We start from the raw sequence: 16683 nt of genomic DNA on the forward strand, positions 1-16683 counted from the left end.
CCCGGCCGTCCCCGGCCTCATCCCCGGCCGTCCGGCCTCAGCCGCGTTCGGCCGCGAAGCCCCTGATCAGAGCGCCCATCCTCTCGATGTCTGCGCGGAGCGTGGCTAGGAGCTCGCCATCCTCGGGATTGCCGCGGGCAAACCCGATCCCGTTGAGATGCTCCACCCAGTCCATCCGCGCCCTGACGTCGTTGAGAGATCCGGCGGGAAGGCCGTCGAGGAGATGCTCCAGCAGGGCGACGCGGGCCTTCACCCAGGCATCGTCGTCGAAATCCTCGAAGAACGCGCGGCGGTCCTCGCGACGCTTCTCCCAATGGCCGTGCTCCCTCCAGGCCTCTCGCACGGTGGCCGGAACCGGACAGGCTGCCGATACGACCCCGCGCACCTCCGGCGGCATCAGCCGGTACCGGCCGCCGTCCCACCCCATCAGAGTGACGAGATCGTCGCCCAGGATCGGCTTGAGCACGATCAGCGGCCGGCAGGCCGCCTCGAGGGCCGCCTCCGCCCGGCAGGGGCGCCAGACCACCTCCTCGGATCCGTACTCGGCGATGGCTGCGGCGCGCCGGAGGGAACGCTCCTGCTCCCGCGCCGCCCTGCGGGCCTGCATTTCGGGCGAAGCGAGGAACCGCGCGATCATCTCGCCGGCGGCAGCCGCCGGAATGCCCGGAGCGGCCGCGCCGCCCGTCGTCCGCCCGTCCACGGGCCGCGCGCTCGGCGGTCGGCGGGAGGTCAGCGCAGGGGCCTCATGAACCGGCCGGTCGCCCGGGTCCACCACAGCGCGGCGAGGATCGAACCGAGACAGATGCAGGCGCCCGCGAGGGCGATCCCGTAGGGTTCGGAGACCCAGCCCAGCACCGCGTACCCGACGATGGCGAAGCCGGCCGCGCAACCGAATGCGATGGCGAACCGCAGCGGCACCCCCGAGGGGATGAAGGACGTCAGGACCGCGCTCGCGGCGACGATCAGGATCAGAGCCCCGATCTCCGGCGGCAGCGCGGGAGGAAAGCCCGCGTACGCGGAGCCGAGCATGACCATGCCCGAGGCGGCGGCCACGAAGATCATCGCCGCCTTCGACAGGGCTCCCGGTCTTCCCTTGGCCACCGACCGGTTGAGCAGGAAGGAGAGGATGATCGCCGCGACGGCCGGCAGGCCGATGCCGACCAGGTAGGCCAGCCCGCCTCGAGGCGCGTTGTTCTCGTCGCGCAGCTGGATCGACGGCGCCATGCGGCCGACCGCGTCGCGCACGGCGTCGATGGCTCCGACGACCTCGCCGAACCGGGCCCGCAGGACCATGGCGTCGGGCGCGGCGTAGGTGGCGACCAGTTCGCACCCCGCGTTCACGTAGACGACCAGCCTGCCGGCGATCAGATCGGATCCGATCTCCGGATCCGCGCGGCGCACGACCCGGTAGGCGACGGGCGAGAACGGGATCGCGGCCACGAGCATCTGACCGCCGCGGGACCGTGTCGCGGCCTCCTCGGGCGCCATCCGCCGGGAGATCTCGGCCGCGAAGCCCAGCCGGGTCGTGGCCGACACCGGCTCGCTCGACGTCGTCGCGAACGCGACCTCGATGCGCGGGTCCTCCTTGTGTCTGTAGATCACGGTGCCGTCCGGCCCCGCGGCGGACGTCATCTGCTCGGCAAGGAACGGAACCCCCTTGAGATAGGGGCCGGGCTCGCAAGTCGCGGCAGCCGCCGCGGCGTCGCCGCGGCAGAACGCCAACAGCAAAAGCAGGTATCCCACCCTTTTGAGCATGACGTGCCTTCCGGAGATGCAACCAGACCTTCTGGTTTTTCCGTTCCTTCGTCAACAGGAGGGACTTTTCCCGTGCGGGGAAGCCGTCTACGAAGGAATCGAGGAGACCGGATGCCGTTGGACGAGACGAAGGCGAAGGCGCTGCCCCGCGTCCTGATGCTGCGAAGGCCGCCGGCTCCCGTCGCAGCGCCGCCGCGCGCGCAGACGTCCCCCGCCGTCGCCGTCTCCGCACACGTTCCTTCGCACGCTTCCCCGGCCGCCCCCGATCGGGCGCCGCAGCCGGTTGGACCGGCTCCGTTCGGCGATCTGTTCGGCCACGTGGCGTCCACGCCGACGCGCCGGCTTCCGCCCGGCCCTCCCAGGATCGTGGCCCCTCCGACCGCGGTCAGAATGCAGGCTCCCCAGGCTTCGGCAGCCGCTCACCAGGCTCCGACCTCGACTCCCCAGGTTCCGGCGACGCCGGTCGCGACTCCGGCTCCGGCTCCGTCCGCACGTCCCATGACCCCGCAGGTCCTGGTCCGCCCCCCGGCGGCCGGCGGCCGAACTGCCGAGCCGCCTTCCGACACGGCCTCGCGGGCGGCCCCCGCGGCCGAAACCGTCGAGATGACGGTCCGGATCGTGCGCGAGGTCCACGAGAGCCCGGACCGGAGCTACTACGTCTATCTCGCGAAGAACGCGGCCGGCGAGGAGTTCAAGTTCTCGACCACGCATCCCACGACGAGGCCGAAGCCGAAGGAACAGGTCGTGCTCCACGGCAAGTGGGGCATGTACAGGAACCAACCGACCTTCCGTGCGGCCGTGATGACCCCCGTGCTGCCGAAGGGGGCGAAGGGCATCGTGAGCTGGCTCCGCAACCAGAGCGTCAAGGGAGTGGGTCCCGCCACGGCGAACAAGCTCGCCGAGGCGTTCGGCGAGGATCTGGAGAACGTGGTGGGCGACGCCGAGGCGTTGGCCAAGTTCGTCCCCCGGGAGAAGGCGAACGCGATCGCCGAAGCCTGGGCGTCGAACGCCGGACAGGCCGAGCTCGTGGCTTGGCTCGGGCGCTTCGGCGTCGGGCCTCTTACGATCAAGAAGATCATCAAGCAGTTCGGCGCCCGGTCGAAGCAGATCATCGAGGACAATCCCTGGATCCTCGCCGAAACGATCGAGGGCATCGCCTTCCGGTCCGCCGACGAGGTCGCGCACACCGCCGGCCACAGGCTCGGGGACCCCAAGCGCATCCGGGCGGCCCTGCGCTTCTTCCTCGACACGCGGACGCGGGAGGGCGGGCACTGCGGCCTGCCGCCGTCGATGCTCGTCGAGATCGTGTCGGACGAGATCGGCGTCACGGCCGACGCCGTCCGGGCCGAGCTGGACGAGGTGGCGGACGGACGCACCCACGCCCACGATCCGGTGACGAACCTGATCTATCCGATCCCGCTGCTGCGCGACGAGCGCGAGATCGCCGACCGGGTCTCGATGCTGATGGCGGAGGCGCGCCCTGCGGTCGACACGGCGGACGAGGCCGAGCGCCTCGTCGACGAGGCGTCCGGGGATCTCGCCATCTCCCTTGATCCGAGCCAGCGCGATGCCGCCGTCGCGGCGCTGTCGGAGGGCATCTGCATCATCACCGGCGGCCCCGGCACCGGCAAGACGACCACGATGCGGGTCATCCTCAAGGTGCTGCAGGTCCTCGAGCGCAAGGTGGCCATCGCCGGACCCACCGGCCGCTCGGCGAAGCGCGCGGCGGACGTGACGGGCGCCAAGACCTCCACGCTGCACCGCATGCTGGAATGGGAGGCCGCGGCCGGCGGCTTCACCCGCAACCAGCGCCGTCCTCTCGAGGAGGACCAGATCATCGTCGACGAGTTCTCGATGGTCGACACCCGTCTCGCATCGGCCTTCTTCGAAGCCGTCGCCACCGGCAGCGCGATCACCATCGTGGGCGACGTCGACCAGCTGCCGTCGGTCGGCCCCGGACAGGTGCTGCGCGACCTCATCGCGTCGGGAGCGGTACCCGTCTGCCGCCTCGCCGTCGTCCATCGGCAGAAGGACGGCAACGGCATCGTCGCCGCGGCCCACAACATCAACGCCGGCGCGCTGCCGGTCGCCGGCGGACGGCCGGGGGACGGCTTCTCCTTCACCGAGGCCTTCGGAGCCTCCGGCATCGCCGACCACCTCGTCCGGACCGTGTCGCGGGATCTGCCCGGGCGGGGCATCGACGTGGCGCGCGACGTCCAGATCCTGGCCGGCATGCGGCAGGGAGAGATCGGCGTCGCGAAGCTCAACGAGATCATGAAGGCGACGCTCAACCCGGCGACGGAGGACGAGCGCACCGTCAGGCTCGGCCATCGGCTCTTCACGTCCGGCGACCGCGTCATGCAGATGCGCAACAACTACGAGAAGAAGGTCTTCAACGGAGAGGTCGGCCGGATCTGCTGGGTCGGCGAGACCAAGCGCGGGGACAAGGACAAGGTCCCGGCGATCCAGGTCGAGTATCCGGGCGACAAGGTCTTCTACACGGCCGAGGATGCCGACGACATCGACTACGCGTGGGCCACGACGGTCCACAAGAGCCAGGGCTGCGAGTTTCCGGTCGTCCTGTTCGCGATGCCGAGCTCCCACCAGAGCATGCTCTCGCGCAATCTGCTTTACACGGCGGTGACGCGCGCCAAGCAGGAGTGCCATCTCGTCGGCGACTTGCGGGCCCTGCGGTCCGCGATCGGCAAGGCGGACACCACGCGCCGGTTCACCGGTCTCGCCTTGCGCCTCTCGGCACCGGCCGAAGCACCCGTCCACGATCCCGACGAAGCCCCGATGACGGGCCCGTCGCCGCGCTGAGCGGCAAGGCGGGCACGAAAAGGAAAAGCCGGCTTGCGCCGGCTTCCCCTGGTCACGTCGATCGGTCAGGTCTCAGCGCGTGCCGGGCCGCGCCGGAGCGGGGCGGAGCGACTGCGGCATGCCCGGACGCGACGTCCTGGCGGAGAGCGCCGCAGCCAGCGCCTCCGGGTCTTCGCCGGGAGCCGGAGTCCGGTAGCCCGTCCCGCCGGGGGGAGCCACGGCCGAGGAGGGCGCGAGGCGCGGCGGCGTGGCCGGACGGGAAACGCTCGGAGCCCCGCCAACGCGTGCCGGCGCCGACTGCGGCGCCGCGCCCCTGTTCGGTGCCGGGCCGCCCACCGGCGGATTGGCCGCCTGGCCCGTCCGGGCCGGCTGCGACGTCGCAGCGGACTGGACGACGGGCCCGGCTCCACGGGCCGGTACGGGACCGCCCGGACGCACGAGACCACCCATCGCGGGCCGCGGCGGCAGGGCGGGGCGCGCGCCCGTCGTCGGGCGGCCGCCCAGATCCGGTCGCGCGGGGGCGGCGGATGCCGGCTTGGCGGAGACCTCCGGGGCCGCCTCGGGATGGACGGGCGGGGCAGCCTCGACGGCGGCGACGAGGCTCTCGAAGTCGTCGCTCGATGCAGCCTGCTTCGCCACCTCCCCGCCGTCGGCCGGCTTCGAGGGCGGCACCTGGTCGGCGACGTCGGCCTGGAAGGTCCCGGTCGGCGGGGGCTGGTCGACGTCGGCCGCTTCCGGCCCGACGGCGGGGAGATCCGCGACCGCTTCCGTCGGCAGCGCGACGGCCTCGATCTCGACCGGCGTCGGAGCCGTCGGCGCGACCGAAGTGGGCTGGACTTCGAGGGTCACGGCCTCGATCGGAGCGACCATGCCGTCGACCTCGGATGCCGCCACCGGCTCGCCGGCGACCGCGTCCGCGGCCGGCGCGTGGGCCACGGGCTCGTCGGGCTCATCGGCATCGACGTCCTCGATCTCGTCCGCCGGGCGACCGGAGAACAGCCGGAGGAACTCCAGCGCTGTCTCGGCTGCCTTCACGTTGTCGCCGGACTCCAGTGCGGCGGCGACCGCATCCACCACCTCGGAGGCGCGCTGCTTCGTGCGACGCAGTTCGAGCGCCGGGCCGGACAGGATGTTGAAGGAGGCCACCTCGAAGTAGCGCTCCTTCACCGGCTCGCCGCCCTTCATGATCGGCTTGCCTTCGCGGTAGAGCGGACGATCCCGCCAGCTGCCGAGGCATTCGACGACCGGGCGGATATCGGTCACGTCCTGCCCGTCGGGAATGGTGCGGGCCATCTGGTCGATCATCGCGGTGGCGCGCTTGCGGCCGTCACCCTCCCGCGGATCGCGGAAAGCCGCGCGGGCGCGGCGGCCGGCGGCGTCGATGCCGCTGGCCGAGGCCCAGGCGATGCCGTTCTTCTCGCCCGATTTGAAGGTGTCGACCGTCAGTATGAGTTTCATCGCACGCCTCGCGGCTCCGCTCCCCGCCATCTGGCCGTGACAGTGCCAGGAACCCACGAAAAAGCGGAATCCCGCTCTTCTTGACGCCTTCCGGAATCTGCCGCCATGTTGAAACTTCGAAGGAACGAAGGAACGGATCCGCCATGCGTGCCGCCATCGCAGCGCTCCTGATCGCCGCCGTTGCAGGCAGCTCGCCGGCCGTCGCATCCGGCGACTGGCAGGCGCGTACGAAGGGATCGACCTGCTTCGTCAAGGCCCAGCCCGTAGCCTCGACGAACGCCCCTCCGGGCCGAGGCCCCGCGTACATCGCGGTGGTCCACAACAAGGCGGAACGCAACTACGACGCCGTCAGCGTGGTGTCGGGCTTTCCCGACGTCACCAGTTCGAACGCCAAGATCGAGATCGAGGGCCAATCCTTCGAGCTGCTCCCCTTCAACAACGCCGCCTTCGTCCGGGCCGGCAAGCCAGAGCAGGAGGTGCTCGCCGCCATGTCACGTCCGGGCACGATGAAGGTCGTATGGTCGTCGAGCATCGACGGCACGACGATCGTCGACAACTATTCGCTCCAGGGCTTCCGCGAGAGCAAGCTCGCTGCGGACCGCGCCTGCGGCAGGCCGTCCACCCATACCGCGGCGCGCTGAGACACGCGTCCGCACCCTTCGCCAGCCCGTCCAAGCTCCCGATCTCGGGTCCCCATGTCGGATCCACGCCCGCGCGACTACCAGCAGCACCGCGTCTACGGTTTCGAGCAGGAAGTCGTGGAGCCGATCGCGCACTTCCTCCTCTCCCGCGACGACATCGCGGCTCTCGTCGACAAGCTGTGCCGCCTCACCGGCGCGCCCGTTCCGGAGATCCGCTATCGCGGGTCCACCGATCTGGCGTGCCGTGCCGTCGTCGGCGGCGGCACCTACCGCCTCGAATTCGCGGATTGGGGTCGGACGCCGCCGGTTGTGATTCACGAGTGCGCCCATCTCGCACAGTTGGTCGATCCGGAAGGGCGGCGCGAGCTCCAGGCCGGCGTCCATCACGGCCCCGTCTTCGTGCGATTGGTCATCGACCTGTACGCGACCTTCATGGCGGTGGAGGTCGACGTCCTGGAACGCAGGGCCACCGAGCATCGCGTCCAGTTCGCGCCGCGCCGGGTGGTCACCTCGAACTTCACGTCCGTGGTCTTCTGATCGGCGACCGCCCGGGGAGGGTCGCTCCAGTCCCGAGAGCGGGGCCGCCTTCTTCGCACTGGCTCCCTGGTCGATCCTCATCCCGCCTTCGCGGCGAACTCCCAGATCGTCGGTCCCCATTCCTGCCCCGGCCTGTTCCTGTAGGCCGAGGTTCTCGTGAACAGGACCCGTTCCGCCTCGACGCCCCTGACGGCGCCGAGGCCGACCACGAGCGCGCCGCAGTAGTCCACGCGGAGGGTGCCGTGGTCCGGATGGACGCCGAACAGCTGGCGCGCCGTCCAGCCGAGGTCGTGGGCCTGTCCGCCGAAACGGTCGATGAAGTCCAGGCAGTTCTCCCGCATCGCGGCCCAGCGGGTCGGCGTGAGATACCGGCAGGGCGAGGCGTGCGGTGAGAGGCTCTCGAAGGAAAGGTGCCACCGGGCGGCAGGATTGCGAGGGGTGGCGACGGCCTGATCGAACGACATGTCCCGGGCTACGGCACGCGTCCCGCGAATGCCATGTGGCGTGGAGCGGCTCTCCCATGCCCCTAAGGCAGGCTGGGCGCGGCGGTCAGGGGCGCGGCCCGTAGGCCGGTACCGCCGGCTCCGGTTCCAGCTCCGGCAGGGCCTCGCATCGGAGGTCCCGGACCAGGGAATGGAATTCCGCGAGGTTGTGATACCCGCGGCGCCGGTTCCGCTGCAGGCCACGGTACAGCACGATCTCGACCCCGATCTCGCCGCACGCCCTGCAGCCGCACCGGTCCCAGCAACGGGATGCCAGGGTGCGCTCGTACCGCTCCCTCAGCCCGGCCTTGCTGGCGGCTCCGGGCAGCCGGGCCTGCGCCTCGGCCCCGCGTGCGTCGCTTCCGTCGATCCCCGCGGCTGCATAGGTCATCACGGCGTCGAGCGTCGTCTCCAAGCCGACTTCGTGGCGCGCGTAGCCGCGGACGGCCTCAAGCGCCTCGCGCTCCAGGCGCTGCAGCTGCTCCTGGTTCGTGACGCCCATCCGACTGAGCGCGTTCAGATCGCGGTTCTCGATCGCCTGCGGGATCCGGATGGCGGTGAAGTATTCCATTCCTCCATCGGGGTTCCGGAGATAGTAGTTGCTCTTGGCGTCCTTGAATGCCCGCAGCAAGGGGCTCGTCGTGTCGAAGCTGTCGATCCCGAACCTCTGGAATTCGTGGATGTTGTCGGCCTTCGCGAAGCCCAGCACATGCATCGCGACGTCGGGTGCCGCCTCGCGCACGGCCGCGAGGGCGCTCTTGATCTGCGGCACCTTCAGCGGAACCATGCCGCCGACCGCGATGTAGTCGTACCCCATGGCGACGAGACGCCTGGCCGCCTCGGCCATGCTGTCGGGGCTCCAGCCCTGGACCACGCCGATCGGCGTGAAGCCCGGGCCCAGATCGGCCGCGCCGCGCAGGAAGGCTTCCGCATTCTCCAGGGTCACGTCGAAGCGGTACCGGTCCTGGTCCGTGCCGCCGGACAGCCCCGACACCGTCTCGTCGAACGAGAAGACGATGTGATCCAGGGAGCATCCGTGCGTGAACTGGGCGTCCCGATAGAATTCGAGGACCGAGTCGACGTCCCATCGGGGATCGGTCTCGCGGGCGTAGCTGAACGACCCGCAGTCCCCCATCATCATCCAGTCGGCAGGTCGTTCTTCGCACCGGAAGAAGCGCTTCGCGCCGACGCGCCGGAGACGCATGGCGCGGGAGAAGGAGTACCGTCCGCCGGCCGAGGGCTCCCCGGGGTGGCCGACGGTCGCGTAGGACAGGAGGATGCCGTCGTAGGGGGCGGTTCCGAAGAACTCGTGCGCGAACACGTCGTCGTTGAACGGGTCCGTCCGACCCGTCGTGAACCTCTCCCGGGCGAAGTCGAAGCCCGGGTCGACCATGTCGAGGCTGTCCGAATAGAGGAAACGGCTCATCGCGGCGCGAAGCCGGGTGCAACCGCCGGGCGCAGGCCGGCCATCAGCTCGGCGTGCTCGTCCGCATCGGCGTCGGGCGCGTAGGGGAGGATCGTCTCCGCGAAATGGCGGAGCGCGCGCTGCGCGTAGTCGGCCACCACGCCGCGGTAGCCGCCGACGTCCTCCTGGCGGGCCCGGTCGCAGGGCATGACGAGGGCCTGCAGCCGCGGATCGACTGCGGCGACGGCCGTGGCGGTGAAGATCCTCAGCCGGCCCAGATCGGTCGGGGGCAGACCCGCGAGATCGTCGGCCAGCATCGCGAGATAGGGGGCCGACAGCGCGGCCAGGACGGGGCCTGTACCGTCGAACAGGTCGCCGATGGGCGAAGCGTAGGGCGACCTGCGGAGCCCGCGCCACCAGCCCGCCGGATCGCGCGGCCCGACGACGCGACGGAAGACGTCGTCCTCGGGGCCGGTCGCCACGGTCGCGCCGTAGGAGGGCACCTGCGTGTCCGGCGACAACAGCCCGAGCCCGGCCGAGGCCACCCAGGGGTACCCGTCCGCGGCCGCGAGCGCATGTCCGAACCCGCGTCCGGCGTAGAGGGCGGCCGCGCAGCACGCCGGAGTTGCGGCGTGCAGCCGGTCGTTCCACCGGGCCGAGACGGCCGCGAGCGGCGCCCGGTCCAGCGCTCTCGCGAGCAGGTCCGGGTGCGGCTCGACGCTCTTGACGGCGGAGCAGGTCGTCAGGATGCGCAAGGCGGCCTCACCCGACCGCGCGGCTGCGCATCGCCTCCGGAGCCGGGTCGACCGGTTCGGACGCGTGCACCTCGGGCCCGTGGGCGGTCCGGTCGAGGAATTCCGCCTCGGAGATCATGACGCCGTCGAGCGCCCATTCGGGATCGCGACCGGATCCGGGGGCGTGGACGACCGCCGGCCCGTTCGGATTGTGGGGCTTCATGTCCATGCTGAAGTGATGGACCGAGCCCTCCTCGTCGACGCGGACGTAGCCCCGCGGAATCTCGAAGGCGCATTCCTTCAGATACGTCCCCGGAGCCATCGCCGAGGCCGGCCCCAGATCCTGGCTCCTGGCGCCGTCCCAGGCGCTGACGATCTCGCGGCCGTCGAGCGTCTGGGTCGTGCGCACCGACAGCTTCGGCGCGGCCGACGCCTCGGCCGCCGCCGGCTCCGGCCGCCGCGTGAAGCGGTTCCTGAACTCGTCGGCCCGGAAGCGGGCGATGTCGACGACGTTCGAGGACGGGTCCGCGGCGACGGCGGACGGGTTCGAGAACATCTCCCGTTCGGCCGCGGTGGAGCGGATCGAAAGGACGTTCTCCTCGAACCCCTCGCCGAATGCGTCGGCCATGAAGTCGTGGTCGAGGCGCGGATCGACCTTGCGGGCGGGAACGCTGTCGGCGGCCACGAGCACCGGCATCCCCGGCACCAGACGCCCCTCGAGCGCGTCCTCGCGCTCGGAGGCCGGGAGGATGAGCTTGAGCCCCTGCCGACGCGCATCCTCCAGGATGCGCCGGTTCTCGGCCGGATCCGCCGAGGCGGTCGCGAACGGCCGTCCGATGTAACCCTTGCCGCCCTGGACCGTGTAGGCGAGACCGTCCGTGAGGACGGGGAGCGACATCTGCAGCTGCTCCCAGCTGCCGAACGCAGGGGCGTCCTTCGTCCGCGGCAGGATTCCGTGGAGCAGGCGGCGCACGCGCACCACGTTCGGATCGGGCGGAGTCGGCCGCTCGGACGGACGCATGCCCCGGGGAGCGACGTCGGCTCCGAAGCGACGCTCGAGGGAGGCCGCGGACAGGCTCCGATGGACCTGGGCGGCCGGCACGGCGCCCTTGGTGACCTGGTCGACGATGTAGGTCGCGGCCGAGCCCGCCCCGTAGGCGCGCATCTCGACCTTCAGCTTCCTGGCGCCCAGGTGCCGGTCGAGGTCCTTCATGCTCTTCGGCCGGAAGCCGCCGGACACGAGGTCCCGAAGCCGCGTCCGGGCCTCGTCGACGGTGAAGGCGGCCGTCTGGGCGGCCGTCACGAGGCGCGTGCGCAGGCCGGTCACGGCGCCGAGCTCGACGGCGGCGAGGGCGCCGAAGGACGCGTAGCCCGGCGCGGAGGCGCGGGTGAGCATCGTGCTCTCCCGGAGCCGGCGGGCGACGCTCCGGAAGTCGAAGGAACCGGTGGGAGCCGGGCGTGTCCTTGCGGCGGATGCCATGAGACCCTCCTGAGGTCGGAGCGGAGCGGGATCAGACGGTCGGGGAGGGCGGGGCGTACGCCTCGCCGAACGAAGCGATGAGGTCGTCGCGGGCGTCGAAGGCCTCCTGGCCGATGCCGCTCCAGTCGCCGTTCAGGATCTCGGCCACGCCTTCGTCCGGAATGCCGGCGATGCGGGCTTCGATCTGATCGCGACCCACCCAGACGAGGGCCCGCTCCGCGTCCGGACCGAGACGGCCATCCGGCAGAAAGGGCGTGCCGACGCTCTCGAGGGCGCGGGCGGACACGGTGGCGGCGACGGAGTCGGCTGCCAGCAGCCCTTCCTCGACAAGGCGGGCCACGGTCTGCGCCGCCTTCATCAGTCCTTCGAGAACGTCGTCGTGGACTGCAATCCTGGCCATGTACGATACCTTCGAGGACCTTCCCCGAGGATGGAGAAGAGCCCTGAAAGTCGCAATCAGGCCCGTGCGTCGATCGCCCTGTCGATCATCTTCTCGGACGCGGCCACCAGCGCCAGCTTGGCGACGCCGATCAGATCGTCGAAGGGAGCGACCTGCAGCGTCTCGCGCCGGGGCGTGGACTTCTCGGCCCCCAGGGAGGCGACCTCGTAGAAGAAGCCGATCCGCCAGCGCCGCTCGCCCTCCAGGGGCTCGGCGATCTCGACCACGATGCCGGCCGGCCGGATCGCGATCCCGTCGTCGCGGCGCTCGAAATCCTCGACGCCCAGGCCGACCGCTCCGCCCGCCGTCGAGAGGATCTCGAGCAGCTGGTCGACCGGTTGCTCCGTGCTCGTCGTCATGGCCGCCGTCCGTATGCTCAGATGCCGCCGCGTCTTCGCGGGGTAGGCCGATTCCCGATCGGTTCCTTCGGATGCCTCGGGGAGTTCCGGGCGCGCGTCCGCCGCGGTCAGGCTCCGAGATCCTCCAGCTCCTCCGGGCGGAAGCCGGCCTCGCGGAGGTTCCTCTCGACCTTCCTCATCGCCGCGTTCTCGATCTGACGGATGCGCTCGCGCGTGAGGTCGAAGCCGGCGGCGATGTCCTCCAGGGTCTCCTGGGTTTCGGTCAGACGGCGGCGGCGCAGGATCTCCCGCTCCCGATCGTTGAGGCCTTCCATCGCCTTCTCGACGGCCTGCCGGAAGTAGAGGTTCGTCTGCGAACGGAGGGCCTCCGCCTCCGGCGACGCCTCCTCGCTCACCAGGGTGTCGCCGATCGTCGCCGAACCTTCCTCGCCGCTCAGCGGCTCCGAGATCGACAGGCTGTTGACGGCGGCTCCGACGATGGCCGCGTCGTCGCCCTCCAGGCGCTTGCGGCGGTGCGCGATGAAGACTCGGTCGGGCATGTCCACGACGCAGACGACCTCGGAGGCCTTCGACGAGATGCTGCTCAGGATCCACCAGCGGCAATACTGGGCGAAGCGCTTGCCGAAGCTGGGGTTGAACTTGTCGGCGGCCTTCATGATGCCGATCATGCCCTCCTGGGCGAGATCCTGCATGTGGGCCTCGTTGTTCGACCAGCGCCTCGCGACCGAGAAGGCCATGCGTGCGTGGGTTCGGACGAGACGGTCCAGCGACTTGCGGCACCCATCGGTCCTGTAGCGGTCCACCAGACCGCTCTCCTCGTCCAGAGTGAGCATGGTCTCGCGGAACGCGACCTTGTGCGTCAGTGTCATGCCGATCTTTCGCAAACGGGAAGTCGCAGGCCCATGGAGAGTCCAAGGGCAGATCCGTGTCAATGGTAAAGGAATGAAAAACGCAATCGAAGGCCTGCAACGGAATGGAACCGGCCTTCGGTATCAGTCATCGGAAGGAACGGGACCGTCCCGGACGACGACTTCAACGCCGCGCGCCGAAGGCTCGCCGGTGGCCGGATCGACGAGTTCCGTCCGGGCGCCCGCGGGGAGGGGGAAGGGTTCGGGCCGCAGCCTGGGGCGGATCGCGTCCAGGAATTCACGCGCCACCGGCGCCGCCGTGTGCCCTCCCGATGCGCCGGACGGCAGAGGCCTCGCGTCGTCCCGCCCGATCCAGGTCGACACCACGACGTTGGGCGCGACCGCCACGAACCACGCGTCCTTGTTGTCGTTGGTGGTCCCGGTCTTGCCGCCGAGCGGGTCCGGGAAGCCGGCGAACGCGCTCCGGGCCGTACCTCGCGTCACCACGCCCTTGAGCTCGTCGGCGACGATGGCGGCATCGACCTCTCCGACCACGCGTTCCCCGGTGCCGCTCCAGGCGCCGGGCTCGATCTCCCGGGAATCCCGCGAAACGGCGGCCACGAACCGCGGTCTGACGGCAACCCCTCCGTTCGCGATGGCCGCGTAGCCCGCCGCCATCGACAGCGGGGTCGTCTCCACCGTGCCGAGCGCCGCCGACATCGGCATGGGGTAGGGCAGCTCGAAGCCGAGTTTGCGCAGGAGGGTCTCGACGGTGGGCATGCCGACGTCGTTGAGCAGGCGGGCCGATGCCATGTTCCGCGACAGCTCGAGGGCCCGCCGCATCGGCATCAGCCCCATCCCGCCCTCGCGGCTCTCGGACGAGGGACGCCACCATCCGCGGCCGGGCCCCTGGTCGATGGCGATCGGCACGTCGAGGACGGGCGACGATCCGTCGAAGCCGATCCCGACCGCGGCGAGATAGACGAAGGTCTTGAAGGACGAGCCCGGCTGTCTGCGCGCCTGGCTGGCGCGGTCGAACTCCGATCTCGCGCGCGACCAGCCGCCGACCAGCGCGAGCACGTCGCCGTTCCGCGGGTCGAGCACGGCCATCGAACCTTCGACGTCCGGCATCTGCTGGAGCGAAGGCTTCGGACCGGGGTCGACGAGGACGACGTCGCCGGGCGCGAGCAGGGCCGAGGCGGTCCGCCGCCCCGTCCAGGCGAAGCCGTCCGGGCCGACGTCGACGTACCGTCCGTCTCGCAGAAGGATCCGCGCCGAGCGCCCCGCCTCCACCACGACGCCCGAACGCCAGGGATCGGCGCCCGCGGGCTCCTCCGGTATCGAGGCTGCGGCGAACGGCGGCTTCAGCCGCTCCTCCGCCCCTCTCCATCCGCTCCTGCGATCGATCTGCACGAGGTTCCGTCTCAGCACCTCCTCGGCCTTGTCCTGCAGGAAGGGGTCGAGCGTGGTCCGGACCTGGAGCCCGCCGCGCCCGACCACCGAAGGCCCGAGACGCTCGGAGAGGGACCGCTTGGCAGCGGAGGCGAACCAGCCGTACCGCGGCTCGGCGGCGGGACCCCGACGGACGACCGCGACCGAACGCGATGCGAAGGCGCGCGCGGTCGCGGCGTCGATCGCGCCGTCCTCGGCCATGCGGCGCAGGACGTAGTCGCGCCGCTCGCGGGCCCGCTCCGGGTGCCGGCGCGGGTCGGCAGCGGTCGGCGCCTTCGGCATGCCCGCGAGGAGAGCGGCCTCGCCGGCGTCCAGCCGGTCGAGCGGCTTCCCGAAATACGCGTCCGCGGCAGCCGCGACCCCGTAGGCGCCGGACCCCAGGTAGACCTCGTTGAGGTAGATCTCCAGGATGCGGTCCTTGCCGACCTCGCGTTCGAGCCGCAGCGCGACGACGGCCTCCCGGATCTTCCGGCGGATCGTCCGCTCGTCGCCGACGAGCAGGTTCTTGACCACCTGCTGGGTGATCGTCGATCCGCCGATCTGCCTTGCGCCGCCGCGGAGCTTGACGAGGGCAGCCCTGAACAGGGCCGACACGTCGATGCCGTGGTGGCGGCGGAAGTTGCGGTCCTCGGCCGAAAGGAAGGCCGAGACGACGAGGGGCGGGATGGCCGCGATCGGCACGAAGCGGCGGTTCTCGTCCGCGACGCGCGCGATCAGACTGCCGTCTCCGGCCCTGATCTCCGAGGCGAGTGCCGGGACGTAGGTTCTGAGCTGGGAAGGGTCGGGCAGCGTCGGGATCTCCCGCCTGGCCAGGGCCAGCGCGAACCCACCTCCGACCGCGCCCGCGGACACGGTCCCGACCAACGCGCCCGCGACGACGAGCCGGAGAAGCTTCATGCGGACCGCGCCTTCGGGATCAGGAACGGCGGCGGCGTCGTCGCAAGCGCCAGCAGATCGCCGCGGGTCGAGGGCACGCCTTCGGGGACGGGAGACGTGCCGGTCTCCTCCCGGAACGCGGTCAGGGCCGCGACGGCCTCGCCGGCGTGGCGTCGGGCCCGGTACAGGGCGCGCCACGCCTCCAGCACGGGGCTGCGGGCCTTGGGATCGAGTGAGATGCCCAGGGTCGCCACGACGAGTTCGGTGGCGCGCATCTGGCGGTGGACGCCGTCGAGCACGGGGTCGCCGTGGTCGCGGTCGGACAGGGCGTCGAGAACGGCGGAGAGCTTGGAGAGCGACGTCGAGAGTTCGCCCAGGATCGTCGACGCGGTCGCGCGCTTGAGTGCCGCCGGCCGCGTCAGGACGAGGTCGCCGTGCTCGGACGCGACTGCGGCGAGGATGGCGTTCGAGATCGCCATGATGGCGGCACGCTCGTGCGCCGGCTGGCCGGCGAAGGCGTCGGCGATCGCGGCGCTCGCCGCGGAGACCGCGCGTCTCGCCCGTCTCTCGTTGAGGAAGCCTATGCCGAACATGGTCGCTCCGTTCCTTCCGACATTGCCCGGAAGGAACGGCGGCGCAACCCGTCTCAGCGGCCGTGCCCCCCCTGGGCACGGAATGGGGGCTGGAGAAGGATGCGGGTGATCGCCCGGCGGGCCGGCGGCTCGGCCGGCGCCGCCTCGACGACCGGGGGTGCCGGGGATGTCTCCGCGGAACAGGCCGTCTCGAGCATGCCGGCCGCCGCCGACGCGGTGCGCAGTCGATGCACCTCGGTAGGAGAGGGGACGAGGGCCTTCCGGAGAAGTTCGGTCGCCGCGACCGCCTTCGGCGTCGGCGCGATGATGGCGGTGCGTCGATCGTCCGGGTCGGGATACCGCTCGAGGAAGCCGGTCTGCACGAGGCTCTTGACCAGGTAGGTCGCGTTCGAGGCGACGATGCGTTGCGCCTTGACGACGTCGACCAGACGCCGGGGGCGGTCCTCGAGGGCCAGGAGGAACAGCGCCTGCTGGGGCGTCAGCCCGTCGACGCGGTGCCGGGCGAGCTCGGCGCGCACGAAATCCTCGAACGCCCGCACGGCCCGGTCCATCCGGACTGCGACGGCGCACCAGTCCAGCCGGTCATTTGGCTGAGCTCCGGACGACATCCGTTGAAAAGGCTCGACGAAGGAACGACTTCCGAACATGCAGCCGGGTCGGGCATCTGGCAAGCGATCGCGGACATCGATCCCGTGCTGCTTCCATGCGGCCGGTAACCAAGTGCGGCGGGGCGCCCGATCGAAGGAACCGCCAATGTTGACACGGCGCCCGCGATGACCACCTTGTTGGCGCCCGCGAAGCACC

General features: G+C 71.0%; 16 protein-coding genes. 3 read left to right on the plus strand and 13 right to left on the minus strand.

What is annotated here, in order from left to right; genetic code table 11:
• Positions 1-37: 37 nt before the first annotated feature.
• On the minus strand, positions 38-700 hold the full coding sequence (locus PQI07_RS30860) for a hypothetical protein (RefSeq protein WP_274928711.1): 663 nt from the start codon (positions 698-700) through the stop codon (positions 38-40).
• A 29-nt stretch (positions 701-729) separates the two neighbouring features.
• Positions 730-1755: a hypothetical protein gene (locus PQI07_RS30865; protein WP_274928712.1), complete on the minus strand. Its 1026-nt coding sequence runs from the start codon at positions 1753-1755 to the stop codon at positions 730-732.
• Positions 1756-2253: 498 nt separating this feature from the next.
• On the opposite strand from PQI07_RS30865, the gene recD2 reads away from it, so the two are divergent.
• Entirely contained in the window at positions 2254-4575 is a 2322-nt protein-coding gene (gene recD2 / locus PQI07_RS30870; protein ID WP_274928713.1) for an SF1B family DNA helicase RecD2, read from the plus strand.
• A 72-nt stretch (positions 4576-4647) separates the two neighbouring features.
• On the opposite strand, the gene PQI07_RS30875 is transcribed toward recD2, so the two are convergent.
• Positions 4648-6033: a hypothetical protein gene (locus tag PQI07_RS30875; protein ID WP_274928714.1), complete on the minus strand. Its 1386-nt coding sequence runs from the start codon at positions 6031-6033 to the stop codon at positions 4648-4650.
• Between the two features lie 143 nt (positions 6034-6176).
• Here PQI07_RS30875 and PQI07_RS30880 point away from each other — a divergent pair, with 143 nt between their 5' ends.
• Positions 6177-6674, plus strand: a complete 498-nt coding sequence (locus PQI07_RS30880) for a hypothetical protein (protein ID WP_274928715.1) — start codon at positions 6177-6179, stop codon at positions 6672-6674.
• A gap of 54 nt (positions 6675-6728) precedes the next feature.
• On the plus strand, positions 6729-7211 hold the full coding sequence (locus PQI07_RS30885) for a hypothetical protein (protein ID WP_274928716.1): 483 nt from the start codon (positions 6729-6731) through the stop codon (positions 7209-7211).
• 77 nt (positions 7212-7288) lie between these two features.
• On the opposite strand, the gene PQI07_RS30890 is transcribed toward PQI07_RS30885, so the two are convergent.
• The 10 genes from PQI07_RS30890 to PQI07_RS30935 form a co-directional block, all read right to left on the minus strand.
• On the minus strand, positions 7289-7675 hold the full coding sequence (locus PQI07_RS30890) for a hypothetical protein (protein ID WP_274928717.1): 387 nt from the start codon (positions 7673-7675) through the stop codon (positions 7289-7291).
• 85 nt (positions 7676-7760) lie between these two features.
• Positions 7761-9119, minus strand: coding sequence for a tRNA-guanine transglycosylase DpdA (gene dpdA, locus PQI07_RS30895; RefSeq protein ID WP_274928718.1), 1359 nt, complete (start codon positions 9117-9119; stop codon positions 7761-7763).
• On the minus strand, positions 9116-9853 hold the full coding sequence (locus tag PQI07_RS30900) for a hypothetical protein (RefSeq protein ID WP_274928719.1): 738 nt from the start codon (positions 9851-9853) through the stop codon (positions 9116-9118). Before PQI07_RS30900 ends, dpdA begins: the two co-directional genes overlap by 4 nt.
• Before the next feature lie 7 nt (positions 9854-9860).
• Positions 9861-11312, minus strand: coding sequence for a hypothetical protein (locus tag PQI07_RS30905; protein ID WP_274928720.1), 1452 nt, complete (start codon positions 11310-11312; stop codon positions 9861-9863).
• A gap of 31 nt (positions 11313-11343) precedes the next feature.
• Positions 11344-11712, minus strand: a complete 369-nt coding sequence (locus PQI07_RS30910; protein WP_274928721.1) for a hypothetical protein — start codon at positions 11710-11712, stop codon at positions 11344-11346.
• 56 nt (positions 11713-11768) lie between these two features.
• Positions 11769-12110, minus strand: coding sequence for a hypothetical protein (locus tag PQI07_RS30915; RefSeq protein ID WP_274928722.1), 342 nt, complete (start codon positions 12108-12110; stop codon positions 11769-11771).
• Positions 12111-12217: 107 nt separating this feature from the next.
• Entirely contained in the window at positions 12218-12979 is a 762-nt protein-coding gene (locus tag PQI07_RS30920; RefSeq protein ID WP_274928723.1) for a sigma-70 family RNA polymerase sigma factor, read from the minus strand.
• Positions 12980-13102: 123 nt separating this feature from the next.
• On the minus strand, positions 13103-15307 hold the full coding sequence (locus PQI07_RS30925) for a penicillin-binding protein 1A (RefSeq protein WP_274928724.1): 2205 nt from the start codon (positions 15305-15307) through the stop codon (positions 13103-13105).
• On the minus strand, positions 15304-15879 hold the full coding sequence (locus PQI07_RS30930; protein ID WP_274928725.1) for a hypothetical protein: 576 nt from the start codon (positions 15877-15879) through the stop codon (positions 15304-15306). Before PQI07_RS30930 ends, PQI07_RS30925 begins: the two co-directional genes overlap by 4 nt.
• Before the next feature lie 53 nt (positions 15880-15932).
• Entirely contained in the window at positions 15933-16418 is a 486-nt protein-coding gene (locus PQI07_RS30935) for a MarR family transcriptional regulator (protein WP_274928726.1), read from the minus strand.
• Positions 16419-16683: the final 265 nt, after the last annotated feature.

The sequence above is a fragment of the Methylobacterium sp. 092160098-2 genome (assembly GCF_028920805.1).
Classification (GTDB): Bacteria; Pseudomonadota; Alphaproteobacteria; order Rhizobiales; family Beijerinckiaceae; genus Methylobacterium; species Methylobacterium fujisawaense.